This is a genomic window from Candidatus Mycoplasma haematobovis, from assembly GCF_001645765.1.
Lineage (GTDB): Bacteria > Bacillota_I > Bacilli_A > Mycoplasmatales > Mycoplasmoidaceae > Eperythrozoon_B > Eperythrozoon_B haematobovis.
This window is the reverse complement of the sequence record NZ_LWUJ01000012.1, coordinates 1-20,260: the sequence shown is the minus strand read 5'-3', so window position 1 is coordinate 20,260 and position 20,260 is coordinate 1. Positions and strand designations below refer to the sequence as shown.

The following is a 20,260-nucleotide window of genomic DNA, read 5'->3' as shown; positions in this document are numbered from 1 at the left end:
ATAATGTCTCTTTCTGTTACTAATAAAGCAATAATAGGAGCACTAAGTGCTACTGCTTTGGGTGGTCTTGCATATGGTGCTTATTCGCAGTTTTCCGCAGTTGAAAGCGTTAAAGACACATTAATTAAAAAACTCAAAAATCCTTTAAATTTAACTGAAACACAAGGAGAAGACGTTGAACATTTAAAAGAACTAGCTAAACAATACCATAGCGGAAAACCAACAGGCAAAGACAAAATAGATGGTTTAGTATTAAGATCTGAATCAGATACTGCAGCTTTAAAGGCAAAATGTGAAATACTACTAAATACCAACAAAAAAGATAGTAATTACGACAGAAGCCTTAAAGATGCTGAAAATTGATGTACTAGGGAAGGCGCTCCAAGAAAGATATCAGATCTATTAGCTAAGAATAATAAAGTACTGTTAACCGATAGGGATAATACAGAATGAAACAAGCCTTGAGAAACATTCAAGAGTAAATATCAAACAAAAGATCCAGTAGCTCCTTGAGACTTCAGTAATTGAAGCAGTTTAAAGAGTAATCCTACTGCTGAAAAGGCATTTAAAGACAAATGTACTGAAAATGGTACTGGTTCAATAATGCTTTCAGAAGAAAAATTATTATCAGAAATAGAAGAATACTGTACTAAACCAAAAAGTTAATGGCAAGTAATTTAGTAAAGGTTTTAAGTATAGGTGGTGGAGGTGCTACTGTGAGTGCTGGAGGAGCAACAACTTATTTTTTATTAAGCGAAAAAGAAAGACCTATATCCGATGTACTCATAGAAAATGGAAAAATATTACTATCGACAACTGGCACTCCTGAAGATACACAATGAGCAACAAATTGACAAGAATTTAAAAGAACTTATACAGAAACCAAACCTCCTTCAGATAATTGAGCAATAAGTGGAGAGTGGGCTAGTGTGTTCAAGGCATCAGGAGTTAATGCTGATTTCAAATCTAAATGCACTGAAAATGCCAAAACAAAAGTAAAAAATAAAGATAACAAACTATACAAAGAAGTGGAAAAATATTGTTCTAAAAATAAGGTAAATGCCTAGTTCATTAGTAAAGATTCTCGGAGTTAGTGGTGGATTAGCTACTGTAGGTGGAGGTGCTACTGCTATTTATTTAACTTCAAATTCAGCAGAAAAAGAGCAGAAACAAAATTCTCTTTTACAGTCTCCACAAATACCTGTAACTGAATCTACTCCCAAGAAGGTGGAGGCTAAACAAGAAATTAGCAGTTTACTAAAGGGTAAGAAATTATTAACAAAAACCGATGAAGATAATGAAAAGTGACAGGAACAATGAAAAGCATTTAAACAAGCGCATGAGCGAAATGCTCCTACTGCTCCATGAGAGTTTCCAACTTGAACAGATGTCAAAGAAATTGAAGGTACTATTAATACCTTTAAAGATCAATGTGAAAAACATAACAAAAAATTAGTAGTAGACGATAAAGATACTATTTTTGTAGCAGTAAATACATATTGCACAAAAGACGATGCTGGGACTGTCTAACAAAACTATTGCTATAGTTAGTGGCGTTGTAGGGACAACAGCTATTGGAGGAGGTGTAACTACTGTTTACTTAAATTCTGACAATAATAAAGGCATAAAGGCAGAACCCAATAAACAAACACAAATAGAAGCAAAATCAACTCCTGTTGTCACAACAGCAACTACTAAATCAGTTGTCGAATTCTTGAAGGCCAAAAATTTAGAGTTAATTGGTGATGAAGATACAGATAAATGAAATCAAAGTTGAACAAATTTTAAACAAGCTTACAATAACAAAACGCTGCCAGAAGGTTGAGATTTGAAAGATAAGAAAGAATCACAAAGTATACCGGATGAATTCAAAACATTATGCAAAGAAAAAAGTAATAAACAGATAAGAGGTGAAAGTGATAGTGATTTTGAACTAACAAAAACCTATTGTACAAAACAAATTCAACCTGCTACAGAAAAACAATAATCCATCTAAAAAAAGAAAATGACTACTTTTTCAACTAAAGCATTATTAATAGCTGGTGGGTTAACAAGTGTAGGTGTTGCAAGTGCAGGGGCTATTTATTTAACTACTAGCAATAAAGACAAATCTGATAAACAAGTTTCAGATTCAAGTGCTGGAAAAGCAGAAAAGCAAACTAGAGATACTGAAACACAAACAACTCCAAAAAAGATATCCGAACTATTAGGAACAAAACGATTGAAATTATTAACTAAAGACCTAGGAGATAATTCAAAATGAGAAGCACAATGAAATAAATTTAAAGAAGCATACAAAGATAATGATCCGGACACATTATGAGGATTTCAAGATTGAAAACAGATTAAAGATGAATCAAATACCATTAATACTTTCAAATCTCAATGTGAAAAACTTAGTCAATTAACAGCACCAAATACAGATAGTGATGCTACTTATTTAGAAGTCAGTAAATATTGCACTAAAGGAATTAATGAATAAAGTTTTAGGTATAGTTAGTGGTGTAGCAGGGTTGGGAAGTCTTGGGGGCGGTGTAACTTATCTTGTTCTTAACAATAATTCTCAAACACCTAAAACTACAATTGCAGAAACACAACTGCCAGAAGAATCTTCAGAAAGAAACTCCTTGCTTACGCCAGCGAATACTGGAAAAAAGATTAGTGAGTGGTTGAGTGGTAAAGGAAAATCTATATTAACAGATGAAGCTCCAGAATGAAGTAGTAGATGAGCTTCATTCAAAGAAAGTTACACCGTAGATAAAGAAAGAGAGGAGCCGTGAAAACTAAGTGATTGAAAAACTGTATTTGGACAAAGTGAAGTTCCACAATCCTTTAAAGAGAAATGTAAAGCGAATGCTAATACAAAAGTGGATAGTATTAATGATTCTCTCTACACAGAAATAGAAAAGTATTGCACAAAATAAAAAATTGATATTATCTCTTTAAATAAATTTGAATAATTTAACTACAAATTAGGAATTGGTGGTGCATATTTTTCACAAACAAACAAACAAAAACAGATAATACTTGAGTAAAAAATTAAAGGTACTGTTGCAAATCGATTAAACAAAAGAGATTATAGGATATTAAGAAAAGATGAAGATATTAATGACAAATGAAAAATAAAATGAGACGCATCTGTAAAAAGACACGATAGCTAAGAAAAATCCCATTGGAGTTTAACAAACTGAGATACTCTAAGAAATAATAAACAAGCTCCAGAAGCATTTAGCGAGGGATGTGTGTATTTAATTCCCAAGAAATGATTAATGAAATGAATGAAAAATTTTATAGACGAATTAAAGAATTTTTCGAAGTATTAAAATTAAAAACTCTAATTTAACAAGATGCATTATTTACAGCTTTAATTACAATTTAAAGAAATACATATACTAAAGATGGCTAATTTTACAACCAAAGCAATTGCTACTATTATTAGTGTTAGCGGTTTAGCGGTGGGTGCAGGTTTTGGTGTTAAACATTTAACAAAACAACCAACTATAGAAGCTCCATCTATTATTTCAAAATTATCAGAGAAAAAAGATCAATCATTAACACCTAATACTGAAAAAGGAACTGTTTATGCATGGTTTGCCGAAGATGGTGTTGAATTGCTTGGAGAAGCAGAAGGAGATGATATTTCATGGGAGCACAAATGAGAAAAATTTAAAAAAGAATATGAATCTTCAGGTCTTAAGACTAATTGGGCTTCATTAGATAACAAAAAGGAACAAGAAGAAGCTCCAGATGAATTTAAAGCGCTATGCAAAGAACAAACACAAAAAACAATCTCAAGTAAAATGGAAAAGATTTACAAAGAAATAAAGGATTACTGTACCAAACTTAAAATATCTCAGAGAATGCGCTAATGCTTCAAAGAGTTATTTTTCAAAACCTATTTTAGATTCCAATAATCAAAAGAAAGAGCATAAATTCCACAAAATTCTTTAAAATTTGGGCAAGGAACAATTAGATTTTTCAATATTGCTTTTGGTATCGCTGGCGTAACATTTGTTGAAGGGGGAGCGATTTATTTTACAAATAAGACGGGAAATACAATTGAAACATTATTAAACAAAAACGGTAAGAAGTTATTAAGCGAAAGCAATACTACAGAAATTATTAATAAATGAAATCAGAATTGAACTGCTTTCAAAAAACAATATACTACTCTAAAAAACAAAGAAGCTTGACAATTTAATCAATGAAACGAAAAATATGAAAAACAAACAAATACACCTTATGAATTTAAAGAAAGATGCAAAACAAATAGTAAAAAAAGCGTTGAAAATATTAAAGATTCACTTTACATTGAAGTATTAAAATACTGTACAAGTAATTAACTCTTAAGTAATATAATCACATCTTTAATAAATTTTGCACTCAAAAATAGCAGTGACTGGTTGACTGGTTCGAAATATAGGAGCGTTAGTTCTTTTTTCTAGTGTAGGGGCTGTTGGTGGAAGTATTAATTATTTAACCACAAAAGAGAAAAAAGAAGAAATAATTCAGACTATTGAAGAAGGTAAAGAAAATCTGCCTAATGAAAAACAAACTCAAGAAATTATAGAAAGAAATTCACAAGCAAGAAGAGCAAAAGGACCGTTTTGCCGAAGAGTTAGTTTAATTTATGGCAATAGTGGAGATGATGAAAGTAGATGCGAAAGAAGACTAAGAAACAATGGATACATAAGGTAACAAATAACTTTTTGATTCGATAAAGCCTGAAAAAAGAGACATTTGAAAGATAAGATGCAAATAAATTTTGCAAAAAAATAGATTAGTTAAAGTGCTTCCAAAAGTAGGGTTAGGTTTAGGAATTGCTACTGGTATTTTTGGAATAATTTATGGAACCTACTATAGCAACATAACAACTCAATACTATTCAGAAATATTTAAAGAAGCTTTATTAGATGCAGAGGGAACTGCAAATCAAAAGCAATGAGAAGCAAGAACAACTTCTTTAAAGAGTGCTCCAACTAATACTCTAGCTGAAAGTATTCTCTTAGATATTAATCCTGCTATTGCTGAATGAACAGAATTAAGAGATTGATGTAAATTAAATATCAAAAATACAAATACAGGAGAAGAATCTAAAGAATACAAAAACATAAGAGATTACTGTACTTTTTCAATTAAAGATAAATTAGAGAATGCTATTGATGAAAATAAATCAGATAATGATGTTGAATGGGCAAAAGTACATAATGCATTGAAAGCAATAAAAAATAATGATGAATTAGATGCAGAATTAATTAAAGCTAGAGAAAAAGATGTTAATAATGAGGGAGGAAAAACTATTAAAGAATGATGTACTAAAGCCTACAAAAAACCTTACACAAACAAAAAAGATAAAGTCTTTAATATTGCTCTAAGAATTTGCGTAACACAAAATTCTGCTTAACTTATTTTCTAGGTTTAGCTAAGCTTTTTTGTAACACCATTTTATTACTCTCTTAAAGTCAGGATCTGATTCGTACTTGTAATTCTCTGCTTTTTTCTTAGTACATCAACTAGTTAAATCTGCTGAAGTTAATGCTGTTTTAGGTTTTGATGGAGATCCAAGAAACTTATCAGTATTTGTTGCATCATTGTAAGTGTTAAATACTGTTTCTACTTCATTATCAACTAAAGCTATTAATCCCACCCTTTTACCTAAGATTGCATCAACTCTAATAGTAGATGTACATCAAAGTGAAAAACGTTTGTAATTAGCATCATCTATTCCCAAGAAATATTTTTCTTTGTATTTTTTGCATCACTTTTCTAGATTGCTTGCAAAATCAGGAATTTTATTTTGTACCTCGGTCTTAGAAATGGAAGGTATTAAATCTGGGGCCTCAGTTTTTTTGTATTCAGCTTCTTTTGCGTCTCACCCGCTACTTAATATTTCGATTCCTAGATTCCTAAGATGGTTATCTAATGAAGGTGGAGTTAATGCATTAAATGTAAAATAACCGCCTACTATCAAACCTCCTAATAAGAAAGTTGCAGCAATATGGTGAGGAAGTATATTCATATTAATCTGAAGAACCTGGAGGAGAAGGAGATGATTTAGGATCAGGTTCTGGTTTTTTAGCTTCTGCTAATTCTTCATCTGTTCAATAACAATAACCTCTCACTTGATATTCATTAGTATCTCCCTGGTACTTGTACCTTTCACCTTTATTTTTATTGCACCAATCTTCAATATGTTTTTCAGTTAAATCTTTTGCTGCTACAGCTTTACCTCCATCCTTAATAAATGATTGTGCTCCATCTGTATATTTCTTTAATTTCTTACCTCAATAACCTGTATCTCACCTAAATCCTTGTCTTGTTAATTCTGCATCTAAAGTAACTTCTTGTAAGCATCAAACAGCATATAAACGATAAGTGTTATCTGTCGAACCTAAATAATAAGTACTTCCTTTAGTTTCACATCACTGCTTAATATTCTCTTTAACTTTCTTTCCCTTCTTAGTTATTCCATCAATTGTTTCACTATTATCGTCTTTATTGTATTCGGCTTCAATACTATCTCAATCTGTAACTAATTGTCTTTTTTGTGCCAAATGCATTCCTTTCAAAGTTCCAGAACTACCACCTGTTAATGCAAAATATCCACCTCCCAGACTCCCAGCAATTAGTGTTACTGCAGCTACTTTTTGAACAACCTCAACTGACATATATTACTTATCTCCCCTCTTATCAGTACAATAAGTTGTTGCAACATCTAAAAATGATCCAAACTTACCTGATGTAGTAGGAGCTCCAGCTAAATCAGAACAAGAAGACTTAATAAGTTTTATTTTTGAATCTCTTGGAGTATCTGCAGTCATATTCTTTCCAGCTTTTCCTGAACTAATTAACAAATCTGCTTTTTGTGCTCAAATATCATCATGTGTATGTCCTTTCATATCTAAAAAACTAATTCCTCTTTTCTTTAATGTTTCAGAAATAGTGGTTGGTACTATACAGAAACGTCTTCCATTTTCTTTATTAACAGAAGTAGTTTTTCCAATAGATAATCTCCTACAACCTCCTTTAATTTGTTCGACTACTTCTTCATCTGTAGATTCATCAGTAATCTCTACACCTTCCATCTTTTGGAAGTCTTTACTTGCTAAAGCTAATTTGTAAGCTGCTACTATCTTCTTAAGATCTGCGGCAGAAGCCTTCTCTACACCGATAAATCCAGCTCTATCTAATACTTCTCCAACGCTTTGTGGTTCTCCTTTAGGAATTAAGAAATAAATATATGCTCCAGCAACTATTGAACCACAACAAGTGTAAATAGAGCTAATCTTTTTTCAAGGAAGATTAAGAGCCATTTAGACATCAAGCTAATATATTTTCTTCAGTTTTATTTGTAGAATCTACTTCGTATATTTTTTGATTTAATGCAGAAGTACATCACTCAGCTAATTTAGCGCCTCCATTTGGGGATGTTTGATTTAAGTTAGCCCCAGAAAAAGAAGCATTTAAAGTAGTCAAAAACTTATTATTAGATGTACCTGAAACGCTTGCCAAAGATTTAAAATGTTCTTGTCAATCTTTTCCCGTCTTTAATTTACTACTTAATTTATCTTTAAGAGTTTTTACCTTAGGAATTACACACCATTCTCTAGCATTCTTTAATAATGAATCTGTTGTTCATTTCTTTAGATTATTTTCACATCATTTCTTAACTTCTGCTTCTTGATTTAAATCTAAATTATCTTTAGATATTGCTGTCTTTAATTCTTGATTATTCTTATGTGTAAATAATATAAATTTGTAGTCATTTACATCTTTAATTAACTTAAGTCCTTCTCCTATTAATTGTTGTTCAATAGTGGACCTAGTAAGTAAATAAGTAGCAGAACCTAAACCTGATACAGTAGCAAATCCACCAGCCATCAAACTAACCTTTAAAGTTGTTGGTGACATCCTTATTTCTTTGATGGCTTCATTATTTGTTTCAATATATCACCTATCCCGCCACTAATAAATGCTCTTCCAGAAGATTTAGGTTTTTGTTCAGATTGATCCTTCTTTTGATCTTCTTGATTCTCTTCCTTTGAACTGTCTTCTGAATCGATTTTCTCTTCAGAATCTTCTTCTTCTTTAGATTTGGTTTGTTCTTCTGTTTTTGGATCCTTTTCTTCTTCTGCGGGTGGAGGGGGAGTTTCTTCTTGTGGAGGTTCTGGCTCAGGATCCGGTACAAGATCATCTTTGTACTCATCAACAGACTTTATGTCTTCTTCCGCTTTAACTTGAAGTATTTCGGAAGTTAATGGTGTTGATTCAGTTAATAACTTAATTGTTATTGCTACGGAAGCACCAACAACAAAGACTGGAAATAAAGATTTCAGCTTGCTTAAGCTTGCTGGAATAGGCATTAACTATTAAGCATATCTTCTAGACCTGACTTAACAAATGCTAACTCAGCTTCCAATCCTAATAATGTCTTTAATTCTTCTTCGGAAGGCATATGTGGAGAACCATTAACATCATCAGTTCCATGTCCGGAATCAATATTATTATGACCCTCTTTCCCTTCATCTAACTTAGGACCACTTGCGCTTAATCCTTCTTTTGATTCTGACTTCTCCCCATTCTTGCTTTTTTCTTCTGACCCTCCAACTTGTTGTGATTCATCTTCTCTCTGAGACTGTTGTAGATTTAAAGTACCTTCCGATTCTTGTTGTAAATTTGGTTCTTTAACCTCATCGCCTCCACTTTCTATTTTTGAATTTCCTAAATCTTCAGAGCTATCTGATGATTTATTTTCCGCTTTTTGGATGGGCACTGTTTGATCATCATTTTGAACATCATCTCCCTCTGCTCCAGCATCAGAATCACCTACATTATCTTCATTTGCAGATTGTTTGCTATCTAAATCATCGTTTTTCCCATCTTCTTTTGCGCCCAAAGCATCCATAGATTCATCTTTTTTTTCACTTGATTTACTTAATTCTGATTCTTGCGGTCTTGAATCATCATCGCTTGTAGATTTTCCAGTTAAATCTAATTCTTGTTTTTGGAGCAAATTATTTTTTGGAGTATCCATAGAGGGGTGTTTTGTAGCTTGTGATTCTCCTTCTGGAGCTTCTTCGGGAATAGCATCTAAGTCAATAGGTTCTGTTCCATCTCCTTTTTCTTCCAATTGTTGTGCAAGTTTTTCTGCTTGCTCATCATTAAGTTTGGTTAATCCTTCAGCTTTACCTTTAGTTGAATAGTACATTTTCTTGTCTTCAAAATTTTCAGAAGGTTTTTGAAAATCATCTAAACCTTTATCAATATTCTCTTCAATATGTTTGGGATCTTGTTTACCAAAAGATACTAAAAAAGTAGTTGCTATAGTCGCAGCTGTTGTTGTGGCAACGGGCAACGCAACTTTAAGTAATTTAACAAAAGACAACATAACCTATTTGTCCTTTTAAAGATATATGAAAATGTCTATGATTCTTAAAGAAACTATTTTCCTTAAGGCTTAAATATTCTTTTAAGAAAGCCACCCATAAAGTTATCGTCTTTAAACTTAAGTTTTGGAGCAGATTTTGGTGGATCTTCTTTCTTTTCTTCTTTGGGTGCAGAATCTTGTGGTTCTTGAGTAGAATTGTCCTGCTCAGTAGAACTATCCTGTAATTCTTCATCGCTACCTTCATCCTCTTTAGGTTCATTTGATTGTTCTGTGGTTGGCTCTTGTGGTTCTGGCTCAGGAGTAGGGGGTTCAGGTTCTTTAGGATCTTCAAGAATCTCTTGATATTCTGGACTAAAGATATCTTCCTCGGCTTTAACCTGCAATAAATTTGAAGTAAGTGGAGTAGACTCTGTCAAGAGCTTAATAGTTATTGCCACAGAAGCGCCAACAACTATTACTGGAAATAAAGATTTCAGCTTGCTTAAGCTTGCTGGAATAGGCATTTATTACTTATACCTAATAGATAATTTATGGTGTAAGTGCTTTACAGTACTCTTGACTATTAGTAAAGTCAGTTAAAGGTCCTAAGTAAATATTATTTCCAACTTTATTGCACCAATCACTAATTTCTTTTGCTAATTCAACATCCCTTATTTTTCCAACATATTTTTTCAAAATTCCATCTAACTCTGGTGAAATTGCTTTATCTCCTCTATTATTAATCTTTTGAGCTAACTTCTCTGCCCCTGTAGCTTCTTTAAAATCAGAAAACCATGTATCACCTATGACATCTTTATTAGTCTTTGCGCAATATTTCTTAAAGTCATCTATATCTTTACTATTCTTACTAAGAAATTCATGAGAATAGAATTCACCACAGGCTTCCTTTAATAATTGCAAATCATTTCTGCTCTTTGCATCTTTGAGTTTTTGACTACTTCCCAATACATCTCCCTGCTTTAGAGCTTCCAACTTATTAGGTCATAATTTCACATCTCCAGTAGTACTTAAGAATGCTGTTTCATAATCAAGAAAAGAACTACCTACTTTATTGATACCATTTGCATATTGATAACAACAATATGCTGTTCCACCTACTACAGAAGAAGATGCAATAATAGTAACTGGAACTTTACCTAATAAAGCCAAGATTTATTTCTTCTGACCTCCTCCACCCAAAATTTTCTTTAACAATTGTGCAGTAGAACTATTTCCAAACATCCTACCACCAGAAGGTTGCTTTTCATCCTTTTTCTCGTTTTTCTGGGCATCATCTTTTTCTTCTTTTTGATCAGACGATGAATCTTGTTGGTCACTTTCTTCTGGGGATTGTTCTTCTTGTTTATCTTTGTTGTCCTCTTCTTCCTGTTTAGGCTGAGCTTCTGGTTCTTGTTGTGGCTCCGGTTCAGGTTCAGGTTCTTTAGGCTCTACAAGCTCATCTTTATATTCTGGACTAAAAATATCTTCTTCTGCCTTAACCTGAAATATCTCAGAAGTTAATGGTGTTGATTCAGTTAATAACTTAATCGTGATTGCAACAGATGCTCCAACAACAAATACTGGAAATAAAGATTTCAGCTTGCTTAAGCTTGCTGGAATAGCCATTAATTAATCAATTAGTTGTTTCAATCTAAGTTCAAATTCAGATAATTCTCCTTGCATTTGTTCTAATCGTTTAATTGCTTCTTCAGAATATCTGTCGGAATTGCCGTCAGATATTTGATCATCATTTCCGCCATCTAAACCTTTAGAGTCTCCTGATTCTTTAGAAGTATCAAAGTTAGGCCCTTTACCTAAATCACCTTTTGCTTCCATAGACACATCTTGATGTGTCGCTTCTCCTACTTCATTTTTCATTTCTGGATTAGTTACTGGATCAACACTCGTATCATCATTAGTTTCGACACCATTTTCTTCTGTAGATGACTGTGGCTCTAAAGTTTTCTGTACTACTGAATTCACATCTCCTATCCCTTCATTTTGGGACTTATCATCTCTAATCTCTGGCCCTTCTTTCCCTTTATTCAAATCATTTTCCTCAGTATCTAAAGGAGGTGTTTCATTAACATCACTATCTTTTTTGTCATCATCTAAAGACGGTTGTTGAGGGTCATCACGGCCATTAGTAAAATCATCATCAGTAGACTCAGAAGTACTTATTAATGTATCTTTAGTCTCAGAAATTGTATCGCCCTCATCTTTATTATTTCCTTTAGGAACACTAGTCATATCTTTATCTTCTGCTTTAGAAGTAATTTCTGGAGAATCCGCTTTTCCTACGTTTTGTGGTTGATTTTCTGGGACATTTGGATTAATTTCAGGATTTGGAGCTTGAACAGTATCTCCCAATTGTTCTCCTTTTTCCAATTTGCCTCCGTTCTTTTGCATTAATTCTTCAATCTTCTTAGCAGTGTCTTTGTCTAGTGTTCTCAAATTATCTGAATCACCTTCTTTAGAATAAAAAATCTTCTCATCTTCAAAGTCTTCAGGAGGCTTTACAAAATCATTCAATTCTTGATCTTCGTTTTCTTTTTTCTTATCTAAATCAACTTTTCCAGAAGATATTAAAGAAGTTGTCAATATGGTTGCTGTTGTTACTGTGGCAACAGGCAACACAATCTTCAGTAACTTAATTAAAGGTATCATTATTGAAAAAACATCAAATTTAAATTAATTAACTAGAGATCTTCAGACATTAAATCGCCTATTATAGATGCAAAGGCAGGAGCAAAAGGTTGTGGTCCTCCAACAGAAGTTGTACCTTCTACTTCTGTTCTTTCCGCGCCATCACTACTTCCAGAAATAACATTACTATTTGATGAACTATCTTGAATACCAGCAGTTGAATCTCCAGCTTGTGATTGCCCTTCTCCCGAAGGATTTTGAGCTTGATCAGTTAGATTATCAGATCCTTGAGATTGTTGCCCTAATCCACTAGCAGGTAAAGAAATAGATGCACCATCTTGTGCTTCGGGACCCTGTCCAATTCCTCCTGCTACCCCACTATCTAAACCATTCTGAATTCCATTTGGACTGCCTCCTTGTGCACCAGCTTCGCCATCTTTTCCAGTATTACCTTCAGGTCCTTTAGCTCCAGCATCTCCTTTTCCTGAACCACCTTTTGCTTCTGCTCCATCGCCTTTTTCACCTAATCCTCCTTTATTCATCTCTTTAGTTTTTTCTCCATCTTTTCCCCCTGCTCCGCCATCTCCATCCTTACCTTTTTCGCCTTGATCTTTAGATGTTTTCTTTATGCTACTATCTTCTTCCTTTTTTTCTGCTTCAGATTTAGAAAGTAATGAAGTAATGGGATCAACCTTATCAGAAAAGATAAGCATTCCTGTAGTTACTGCAGGGACAACAATAGATAATTGAGGTAAGAAAGATTTAAAGCTCTTTGCCATATATGTTCCTATTTAATTCTTGGAACTTTAAAATCCCATTAATAAGATTTGTTCTTTTTGTATCACAGTTATCACAGAAATTTTTTGAAAGAACAAAACCTATACTTACTTCTAAATAATTAAGTATTCTATTAATTACAGTTAGTCATTCTTAGCTTAAAAATACTATTAATTATTTAAGTAGTTATTAAAAATATGTCCAAATTAGTACCTATTGTTGCGGGAGTAACTGGAACAACAATAATTGGTGTTGGAGGTGGTTATTTATTATCAACACAAAACACAAAAAGTTTTAAGATTGAATTTAAACATGCAATTTTAGATTTCACAAAAGACACTGCTTTAATAACTGAAAAATTAACAAAATTAAAATCAAGTAATTCTGTTCCTAAACACTCAAAATTAATATCAGCAAAAAATAAAGAAGTTAAGGGAACTAATCAAGGATTAAATGATTTTAAGGAGGGATGTAAGGAAATATACAATAGTGCTTTTGATAAGAAAGATTCAGATTTGTTTAGGGATTTTCAATCTTATTGCTCCAAGAATATCAAAGATGTAATAACTACTGAAAATTGATTTGCTAGCGGAGCTGATTGAAGTGCAAGATTTAACAAACTAAAGGTTGAAAATACTAAACCTTCTTCTGTTTCCTTAACAACTATTGCAAATGGAGCAGGTAATGATGGAAATAAATTGAAAGAATGATGCGAAAATATTGCTAATTCTATTTATGAAGGAGAAGATAATCTAGAATTTAAGGATGCTAAGGCTTCTTGTGGAAAAGACAACTAATGAATCCAATAGCTAAGATAGGAATAGGAGTTACAACCGTAGCAGGGGCCAGTGGCTTGAGTTATGGTGTTTATCACAACATAACAACATCAACCTACTCTAAATCCCTAGAAGGAACCCTATTAAATACCGAAGGTGAAACACACAAAACTAATTGAGAAGCAAGGCTTGTTTCTTTAAAGGTAGCAACAAAAGATACTTTAATTAATAGTCTACAATCTGTTAAAGAAAAACAAAATCCAGTAGTTGCTTGAACAGATTTAAGAGATTGATGTAAAGGTATTATTGATAATTCAAATAAAGGCGGAAAAGAACTTCAAAATATAGAGAATTACTGTACTTTCTCTATTAAAGAAAAATTAACTAATCCTATCTCTGAAATTCCTAGTGGTAATGGTGATAATCAGTGAGCTGTAGGACATACAAAATTACAAGGGATTGACGACAAAAAATTAGACAGTGTATTAAAGACTACTAAAGATAAAATAAAAGGGGCTGAGGCAAATGCCGCCGTTAAAGGTTGATGTACTTCTGTATTTTCAAAACCCTTTAAAGGAGAAAAAGATCAAACCTTCGAAAATGCCTCAAAAGTTTGTGTAACTGGTTAATTGTTTATTTTCCTTTAATAGAACAATAAGTTGTTGCAACAGTTAAGAAAGAATTAAATCCTCCTGAAGTAGTAGGAGCTGTTTTTAAATCTCTACAAGAAGCCTTGATCATATCTACTTTCTTACTAGAATCATTTTCCTTTTTCATAGATTCATTAGCTTTGCCCGATCCAAACAATAACTCTACTTTTTCCCCTCAATGAGTATCATCCCCGTTGCCATCAACGTCTAAAAATCTAATTCCTTGTTTCTTTAATGTTTCTTCTACGGTTACTGGAACAACACAAAATCTACGACCAGTATCTTTATTAACTGAAGAAACTCCACTTACAGCTATTCTTCTGCAACCACCTTTAATTTGTTCTCCTATTTCTTCATCTGTCTTACCATCAACTTCAACTTCCTCCATTTTTTCAAATTTCTTACCACTCTTTAAGGCTTCTTTGTAAGCCTTTACAATTTTCATTAAGTCTTCAGTAGAAGCTTTTTCTATACCTTCAAAACCAGCTCTATTCAATACCTCTCCAACATTTTGTGGTTCTGCAGAGGGTATTAATAGATAAATATATACCCCAGCTCCTAACGAAGCACAACTACCAAGAGTTGAACAAACCTTTTTTTCAAGGCAAACTACCTAGAAGCATCTAAACACCAAGTCTGAATATTTTCTTCTGATTTATGATCAGTAACTTCATAAATCCTTAATTCCAAAGTCCCCACACATCATTCCTTTAATTTTGCTCCACCTTCTGCTGTTGTTTTCTCGAGAGTAACTCTGGGAAAAGCATTCTTTAAAGCATCTAAAAATTTAGTGCCCTTTGAGGTATCACCTGCAAAGCCAGTATATTTCCCTTGTCATTCAGTATCTCTATGTAAAGCTCCTTTAAGTTTTTGTCTTAGAGTTCTTTTGGTTGGCTCAACACATCATGCTTTAACTTTCTCATAAATACTGTTATCCTTATCACTTGATGCTCAAGCTTTAAGCTTTTCTTTGCATCAATTATCTAAAGCATCTATATGTGTAGAGTCATTATGATCAACAGTCTTTTTTCCAATAGCATCTTTAAATTCTTGTTTAGCTTTATTATCAAAAAGAATAAATTTGTAGTCTTCTTTATTACTTATTAATTTAAGTGCTGTGCCTGCTAACTTATCAGCTATAGTAGTCCCAGTATTGAAATATATTGCAGTCCCTACTCCTGAAGCAGTAGCTAATGCACCAACTGCTACGGCCCCTTTAACTAAAGCTGTTGCCATCTTTAACTTTTACTAGTATTTAAATGAACCTATAGGCTCCATTACCTAGTCTGCCTCTATGTACTCAGTTCTACTACTTTCCACAGAACAATAATTCTTAACTTGTTCAAAGAGTGTATCCTCCACACTCCTAATGTTTGATTTTCTTTTATTCTTACAGTTGTCTCAAAACTTCTCTGGAATTGATTCTGGTGTTTTTTTCTTTAAATGTCATTGATCTACTTTTCACTCATCTTCTCCATTATCTTTATTTTCATTTTTCTTAATATATTTCTGTCATATTTCTCTAGCTAATGCATTTGCTGTTCCGTCACTGCTTGGAGTTAATTTACTTAAGTCAATCATTTTTCTTCCAGATTCTTTAACTAAATCTTCAGCATGAATATCATCAGAACAATAACTAACAGCATCTTGATAATTTGCATCACCTACATTCTCTACAGTTTTCTCAGATAACGCAGTACACTTACTAATAAAGTCTTCAAGAATTTGTGCATTATTCTCTAATTTATTTGCTGGATCTGGATTATTTACTCAACCAGAAACCTTCAAAACATCTTGCTCTCTATTTTTGTTAGATGTTAAATATCTCTTAAATAATGGTTTTCAACCAGAGTCTTCTTTTGTTTTTGAATCAAATTTATTAAGTATTCTCTTACCTGAATCTCTTATTAAATCCTTAATACTTACTTTGGAGTCACTAGTACATCAATCTAATACTTGTTTGTAAAGAGGATTTAAGTGACTAGATACAGATACTCGTGAATTTCTCTCACAAGCATCTACAAAAGAAGTAGGAGCAACAATATCGTCTTTTTTTACAAATGTCTTATCCCAATCTCCAATCTCTCATACATCTTTCTCTTTATTCTGGTTATCCTTCCTATAGTTAAACCAAGCCTTTTTTCACCTTTCACTATAGCTTGGTGAAGCTGAAGTTAATAATTGTTTTTCAGTATTATGAACCTTAAGAAGATCAGCAATCTTATCACCAAATATATATGGTCTTCCAATATATCCTGCTCCTAGTAATACTCCAGTACCTAATAAACCATAAGCAGTCTTAGCTAAATTAGTATTTGCCATATTCTTAGCTCTTAATACTAATATAAGAAGAAATAACTTTAAATGTCTAAATTAGTACCTGTTATTGCAGGAATAACTGGAACAACAATAATTGGTACTGGTGGTACCTATTTACTACTAACACAAAACACAACAACCATTAAAGGCAAATTTGAAAAAGCATTAATAGACTTCACTAAAGATACTACCTTAATAACTGCAAAATTAAACAAACTTAAAGACGGAACTGTAAATTCAGATATTCAAAAATTAAAGAATGCTCAAACTAAAGCAAAAACCGATGTTAATAGTGCAAAAGAAGATTTTCAAAAAGCGTGTGAAGAAATATACAAAAGTACTTTTGATAAGAAAGAATCTCCACTATTTAAGGACTTTAAAGAATACTGCTCTTGAAACGTTAAAGATAAAGTAGGTGATACGAGTTGAGCAGATGGATCAGCTACTTGAAATACTAGATTTAATAAATTAAACCAAAACGGAACTAAACCACTTTCTTCATCCTTGAAAAAAGTAGCCAAGGGTTCAAATACCAATGGCACTGAATTGCAAAAATGATGTAACGATATAGCTGTTGAAGTATTCGGTGGCGACGATGATTTGGAATTTAAAGATGCTAAAGAGCACTGCAAAAGAACAAACTAATGAATTTATTAACTAAAGTAGGTTTAGGTGTTGGATCTTTAGCCAGTGTTGGGGGGTTGGGTTACGGTATTTATCACAACATAACAACATCAACCTACTCTAAATTATTTAAAGATACTTTACTGACTACTACGAGTGAAACACACAAAACTAATTGAGAAGCGAGACTAGTTTCTTTAAAGGTTGCCGACAAAAACACTTTAGTAGATGAATTAGGTGCCTTGAAGGATAAGAATACTAACGCTACTTGAATAGAATTAAGAGATTGATGTAATAGCAATATTAATAATGTTGTTAATAAAGAAGATTCAAAAGAGTATCAAAATATACAAAATTACTGCACTTTCTCTATTAAAGAACAAATAACTAATGCTATTGATGAAGGTAAGGATGAAAAATGAGAAGTTGCTTTGCAAAACTTGAAGAAAATAAATGAAAACACGGAATTAGATCAAGAATTAATTACTGCTAAAGGAAAAGAGTTAAATAGCGGAGGTAAAGAAGCAGTTAAAGATTGATGTTCTAAAGCCTACAAAAAACCTTACAAAGGGCCAAAAGACCAAGATTTTAAAAACGCTTTAAGAATTTGCGTAGCACCAGCTTAATATCTTGTTTAAAGTTTCATCGCCTTCATAAGTGTAGTTAGTATTTGCTTGAGTATCTCTACATCAGTCCTTTAATTTTTCTTCAGTAACACCCTTATTTGGAGTAATAAATTTATCTGTATTTGTGTCAGCACTGTAAGCGGTAAATTTTTGTGTTCAGCCTTCTGGATCTAATTCCTTTAATCTTCTTCCGACCAACACATTTTTGATTGTCTTTGTAACAGTACATCAAACAGAAAAATTTCTGTAACTAATGTCAGTGTTGCCTAAAAAATATTTATCTTTCTTCTTTTTGCATCAACCCTCTAACAATGTTGCAATCTCTCTTTCTTGTTTGCTCTTATCAATTGAAGGTATTAAGTTATTGTTGCCATCTTTTTTGTATTCTTGTGCTTTTTCACCTCATTCCGTACTAACTAATTCTAAATTTAAATTCTTAAGCTTGCTTTCTAAAGAAGGAGGGGTTAATGCATTAACTGTGAAATAACTTCCCACAGTTAAACCACCTAACAAAAAGATACCAGCAATATGATGAGGTAATATTGTCATATTATCTAGAAGCTGAATCAGAAGAAAGAGCAGATGGTTCTATTGCGGAATCTGAAGGAGGAGTTTCTTGTTGTGGTTTATTTGCTAATTCTCATTCTTCTTTACTTCAATAGCAATAAGACCTTACCTTATGCTCTGCATCATCGCCTAGATATTTGTATCTTCCCTTCTTATTCTCTTCACATCAACTCCTTAATTTATTAGCATCTGCAGGTTCTTGTTTTGGATTAGTTCCTTTATTCAACAATGTTTGCAATGCAGTTTTATTCTTCTCAAATTTCTTATCTCATCCTTCATCTTTTCACTCAAGTCCCTGTCTAATTAATGCTGTATCTAAATCAATCTCCTTTAAACATCAAAGCATATAAGAACGATAAGTCTTATCTGTTGGCCCTAAATAATAAGTGTTACCTTTAGTTTCGCATCATTTCTTAATTTTGTCCTGAAGCTTTGAAGCTTCTTTTGGAATGCCCTCTATTAAATTTGTATTCTTTTCATTTTTGTAATTTGATTCAATAGTATCTCAATCTTTAATTAAATCTCTTCCAGACGCAAGACTCATTCCAGACAAAGTACCAGAACTACCACCTGTTAAAGCAAAATACCCACCACCTATACCTCCAGCAATTATTGTTACTGCTGCTACTTTTTGCACTACCTCTACAGACATATCCTTCTTAAGAATTAAAGAATATTAATTTTTAAGATTTATTTTTCAAAACACCAATCCTCTATATTCTTTTCTGTCTTATGTTTTGTATCTACTTCATATATTTTCTGTTCCAAAGCAGAATCACATCATTTACTTAATTCTGTACCTCCATCTTTTGATTCTTTAGCCAAGGGATTTTTTGATCTAGATTCATTTAAAGCTGCCAACAATTTATTGTCTTTATCTGGATTGCTAGCAAAAGTTGTAAATTTACTTTGTCAAGCGTTTTCTTTATGTAATTTTCCAGTTAATTTATCTTTAAGAGTCTTAATTTTTGGAACAATACATCATGCTTTAACTTGCTTTAATAATGTATCATTTGGCGCTCATTCTTTAAGACTTTTTTCACATCACTTCTTTACCTCAAATCCTTGTGCTTGAAAATCTAAAGAATCTTTATTTATTGCTACCTTTAATTCTGAACTATCTTTATGTATAAATAGAACAAATTTGTAATCCTCTTCATTACTTATTAATTTAAGTCCTTCTTTTGAAATTTGTTGTTCAATAGTAGTTCAAGTAGATAAATAAATAGCAGAACTTAAACCAGATACAGCAGCAACACCACCAATAACTATACTAGTCTTTTGTGCTACAGAAATCATTATCTAATAAGGCAATAATCTTTTACTTTTCTCCCAAGAAAGTAATAATTAATTAAATTGTTTATTGTTTCTTTGAATTAATTAACCTACCTATCAATTTCCCCATTGGTGTTTCGGCTAATCTTCTTTTTGTAGCAGATGGTTGTTTCTTTTGTTCAGACTTTTCCTCTTTTTTCTCATCACTATCTGATTTTTGTTGATTTTCAGAGTCTTTTTTATCCTGTTCTTCATTTTCTTTAGGTTCTTGAGCATCATCAGATTGAACTTGTGGTGGTTCTTCTTGAGGAGGATTTTCTTCTTTTGGCTGTGGCTCAGGTTCGGGCTCTGGAGGAATCTCTAACTTATCTTCGTAATTAGTCTCTAAGATGTCTTCTTCTGCAGAAACTTTAATTAACTCTGTCGCAGTTGGGGCACCCTCTGTCAATAACTTAATAGTTATTGCTACAGAGGCGCCAACAACTATTACTGGAAATAATGATTTCAGCTTGCTTAAGCTTGCTGGTAGTTTCATTAATTATTTAAATCAATTAATCCTTCAAGTTCTGATGAAAATTTGGATAATTCACTTTTCAAATCTTCCAATTTTCTTATTTCTTCGTCTGAATATTG

At 32.5% G+C, this 20,260-nt stretch carries 31 protein-coding genes; 13 read left to right on the top strand and 18 right to left on the bottom strand.

Features of this window, described 5'->3' with window-relative positions; genetic code table 4:
• Window positions 1–3 precede the first annotated feature (3 nt).
• The 9 genes from A6V39_RS03670 (at window position 4) to A6V39_RS03630 (ending at window position 5,404) form a co-directional block, all read left to right on the top strand.
• Entirely contained in the window at window positions 4–666 is a 663-nt protein-coding gene (locus tag A6V39_RS03670; RefSeq protein WP_187150314.1) for a hypothetical protein, read from the top strand.
• The gene (locus A6V39_RS03665; RefSeq protein ID WP_187150313.1) at window positions 666–1,067 is read left to right on the top strand and encodes a hypothetical protein; all 402 of its coding nucleotides are present in this window, start codon (window positions 666–668) and stop codon (window positions 1,065–1,067) included. Before A6V39_RS03670 ends, A6V39_RS03665 begins: the two co-directional genes overlap by 1 nt.
• Window positions 1,060–1,530 (top strand): hypothetical protein, encoded by a 471-nt coding sequence (locus A6V39_RS03660; RefSeq protein WP_187150312.1) that lies wholly within the window; start codon window positions 1,060–1,062, stop codon window positions 1,528–1,530. Before A6V39_RS03665 ends, A6V39_RS03660 begins: the two co-directional genes overlap by 8 nt.
• Window positions 1,514–1,987 (top strand): hypothetical protein, encoded by a 474-nt coding sequence (locus A6V39_RS03655; RefSeq protein WP_187150311.1) that lies wholly within the window; start codon window positions 1,514–1,516, stop codon window positions 1,985–1,987. The genes A6V39_RS03660 and A6V39_RS03655 overlap by 17 nt, the downstream gene beginning before the upstream one ends.
• Window positions 1,988–2,005: 18 nt before the next feature.
• Entirely contained in the window at window positions 2,006–2,482 is a 477-nt protein-coding gene (locus A6V39_RS03650) for a hypothetical protein (RefSeq protein ID WP_187150310.1), read from the top strand.
• On the top strand, window positions 2,475–2,924 hold the full coding sequence (locus A6V39_RS03645) for a hypothetical protein (RefSeq protein WP_187150309.1): 450 nt from the start codon (window positions 2,475–2,477) through the stop codon (window positions 2,922–2,924). The genes A6V39_RS03650 and A6V39_RS03645 overlap by 8 nt, the downstream gene beginning before the upstream one ends.
• 474 nt (window positions 2,925–3,398) lie before the next feature.
• Window positions 3,399–3,869, top strand: a complete 471-nt coding sequence (locus A6V39_RS03640) for a hypothetical protein (protein ID WP_187150308.1) — start codon at window positions 3,399–3,401, stop codon at window positions 3,867–3,869.
• Window positions 3,870–4,395: 526 nt separating this feature from the next.
• The gene (locus A6V39_RS03635; RefSeq protein ID WP_187150307.1) at window positions 4,396–4,698 is read left to right on the top strand and encodes a hypothetical protein; all 303 of its coding nucleotides are present in this window, start codon (window positions 4,396–4,398) and stop codon (window positions 4,696–4,698) included.
• Window positions 4,699–4,789: 91 nt separating this feature from the next.
• Window positions 4,790–5,404, top strand: coding sequence for a hypothetical protein (locus A6V39_RS03630; RefSeq protein ID WP_187150306.1), 615 nt, complete (start codon window positions 4,790–4,792; stop codon window positions 5,402–5,404).
• A gap of 18 nt (window positions 5,405–5,422) precedes the next feature.
• Here A6V39_RS03630 and A6V39_RS03625 read toward each other — a convergent pair whose 3' ends face one another.
• From A6V39_RS03625 to A6V39_RS03575, 11 genes are all read right to left on the bottom strand, one after another.
• Complete coding sequence (locus tag A6V39_RS03625) at window positions 5,423–6,019, bottom strand: hypothetical protein (protein WP_187150305.1); 597 nt, start codon at window positions 6,017–6,019, stop codon at window positions 5,423–5,425.
• Between the two features lies 1 nt (window position 6,020).
• Window positions 6,021–6,668 carry a hypothetical protein gene (locus A6V39_RS03620; protein ID WP_187150304.1) on the bottom strand — a complete coding sequence of 216 codons (648 nt, stop codon included), beginning with the start codon at window positions 6,666–6,668 and terminating at the stop codon, window positions 6,021–6,023.
• A gap of 3 nt (window positions 6,669–6,671) precedes the next feature.
• Complete coding sequence (locus tag A6V39_RS03615; RefSeq protein ID WP_187150303.1) at window positions 6,672–7,313, bottom strand: hypothetical protein; 642 nt, start codon at window positions 7,311–7,313, stop codon at window positions 6,672–6,674.
• Entirely contained in the window at window positions 7,303–7,911 is a 609-nt protein-coding gene (locus A6V39_RS03610) for a hypothetical protein (protein ID WP_187150302.1), read from the bottom strand. The genes A6V39_RS03615 and A6V39_RS03610 overlap by 11 nt, the downstream gene beginning before the upstream one ends.
• 2 nt (window positions 7,912–7,913) lie before the next feature.
• A complete protein-coding gene (locus A6V39_RS03605; RefSeq protein ID WP_187150301.1) occupies window positions 7,914–8,363 on the bottom strand; it encodes a hypothetical protein in 450 nt (149 codons plus the stop codon).
• On the bottom strand, window positions 8,363–9,388 hold the full coding sequence (locus tag A6V39_RS03600) for a hypothetical protein (RefSeq protein ID WP_187150300.1): 1,026 nt from the start codon (window positions 9,386–9,388) through the stop codon (window positions 8,363–8,365). Before A6V39_RS03600 ends, A6V39_RS03605 begins: the two co-directional genes overlap by 1 nt.
• Before the next feature lie 62 nt (window positions 9,389–9,450).
• Entirely contained in the window at window positions 9,451–9,891 is a 441-nt protein-coding gene (locus A6V39_RS03595; RefSeq protein ID WP_187150299.1) for a hypothetical protein, read from the bottom strand.
• A 25-nt stretch (window positions 9,892–9,916) separates the two neighbouring features.
• Window positions 9,917–10,537 carry a hypothetical protein gene (locus A6V39_RS03590; RefSeq protein WP_187150298.1) on the bottom strand — a complete coding sequence of 207 codons (621 nt, stop codon included), beginning with the start codon at window positions 10,535–10,537 and terminating at the stop codon, window positions 9,917–9,919.
• Window positions 10,538–10,540: 3 nt separating this feature from the next.
• On the bottom strand, window positions 10,541–10,993 hold the full coding sequence (locus A6V39_RS03585) for a hypothetical protein (RefSeq protein WP_187150297.1): 453 nt from the start codon (window positions 10,991–10,993) through the stop codon (window positions 10,541–10,543).
• Window positions 10,994–10,996: 3 nt separating this feature from the next.
• The gene (locus A6V39_RS03580) at window positions 10,997–12,034 is read right to left on the bottom strand and encodes a putative sodium/potassium/calcium exchanger (protein ID WP_187150296.1); all 1,038 of its coding nucleotides are present in this window, start codon (window positions 12,032–12,034) and stop codon (window positions 10,997–10,999) included.
• Between the two features lie 32 nt (window positions 12,035–12,066).
• The gene (locus A6V39_RS03575) at window positions 12,067–12,792 is read right to left on the bottom strand and encodes a hypothetical protein (protein WP_187150295.1); all 726 of its coding nucleotides are present in this window, start codon (window positions 12,790–12,792) and stop codon (window positions 12,067–12,069) included.
• A gap of 195 nt (window positions 12,793–12,987) precedes the next feature.
• On the opposite strand from A6V39_RS03575, the gene A6V39_RS03570 reads away from it, so the two are divergent.
• On the top strand, window positions 12,988–13,587 hold the full coding sequence (locus tag A6V39_RS03570) for a hypothetical protein (RefSeq protein WP_187150294.1): 600 nt from the start codon (window positions 12,988–12,990) through the stop codon (window positions 13,585–13,587).
• A complete protein-coding gene (locus tag A6V39_RS03565) occupies window positions 13,587–14,195 on the top strand; it encodes a hypothetical protein (protein ID WP_187150293.1) in 609 nt (202 codons plus the stop codon). The genes A6V39_RS03570 and A6V39_RS03565 overlap by 1 nt, the downstream gene beginning before the upstream one ends.
• 4 nt (window positions 14,196–14,199) lie before the next feature.
• Here A6V39_RS03565 and A6V39_RS03560 read toward each other — a convergent pair whose 3' ends face one another.
• The 3 genes from A6V39_RS03560 to A6V39_RS03550 form a co-directional block, all read right to left on the bottom strand.
• Window positions 14,200–14,712, bottom strand: coding sequence for a hypothetical protein (locus A6V39_RS03560; protein WP_187150292.1), 513 nt, complete (start codon window positions 14,710–14,712; stop codon window positions 14,200–14,202).
• 113 nt (window positions 14,713–14,825) lie between these two features.
• Window positions 14,826–15,452 carry a hypothetical protein gene (locus A6V39_RS03555; protein ID WP_187150291.1) on the bottom strand — a complete coding sequence of 209 codons (627 nt, stop codon included), beginning with the start codon at window positions 15,450–15,452 and terminating at the stop codon, window positions 14,826–14,828.
• Window positions 15,453–15,497: 45 nt separating this feature from the next.
• The gene (locus tag A6V39_RS03550) at window positions 15,498–16,538 is read right to left on the bottom strand and encodes a hypothetical protein (protein WP_187150290.1); all 1,041 of its coding nucleotides are present in this window, start codon (window positions 16,536–16,538) and stop codon (window positions 15,498–15,500) included.
• A 42-nt stretch (window positions 16,539–16,580) separates the two neighbouring features.
• Here A6V39_RS03550 and A6V39_RS03545 point away from each other — a divergent pair, with 42 nt between their 5' ends.
• Window positions 16,581–17,180 (top strand): hypothetical protein, encoded by a 600-nt coding sequence (locus tag A6V39_RS03545; protein ID WP_187150289.1) that lies wholly within the window; start codon window positions 16,581–16,583, stop codon window positions 17,178–17,180.
• Entirely contained in the window at window positions 17,180–17,785 is a 606-nt protein-coding gene (locus tag A6V39_RS03540; protein ID WP_187150288.1) for a hypothetical protein, read from the top strand. Before A6V39_RS03545 ends, A6V39_RS03540 begins: the two co-directional genes overlap by 1 nt.
• Here the strand turns inward: A6V39_RS03540 and A6V39_RS03535 are convergent.
• From A6V39_RS03535 to A6V39_RS03520, 4 genes are all read right to left on the bottom strand, one after another.
• Window positions 17,759–18,334 (bottom strand): hypothetical protein, encoded by a 576-nt coding sequence (locus tag A6V39_RS03535; RefSeq protein WP_187150287.1) that lies wholly within the window; start codon window positions 18,332–18,334, stop codon window positions 17,759–17,761. The two genes, A6V39_RS03540 and A6V39_RS03535, sit on opposite strands and share 27 nt — an antisense overlap.
• 1 nt (window position 18,335) lies before the next feature.
• Window positions 18,336–19,004 (bottom strand): hypothetical protein, encoded by a 669-nt coding sequence (locus A6V39_RS03530; RefSeq protein ID WP_187150286.1) that lies wholly within the window; start codon window positions 19,002–19,004, stop codon window positions 18,336–18,338.
• 38 nt (window positions 19,005–19,042) lie between these two features.
• On the bottom strand, window positions 19,043–19,651 hold the full coding sequence (locus A6V39_RS03525) for a hypothetical protein (protein ID WP_187150285.1): 609 nt from the start codon (window positions 19,649–19,651) through the stop codon (window positions 19,043–19,045).
• Between the two features lie 61 nt (window positions 19,652–19,712).
• Window positions 19,713–20,162, bottom strand: coding sequence for a hypothetical protein (locus A6V39_RS03520; RefSeq protein ID WP_187150284.1), 450 nt, complete (start codon window positions 20,160–20,162; stop codon window positions 19,713–19,715).
• Window positions 20,163–20,260: the final 98 nt, after the last annotated feature.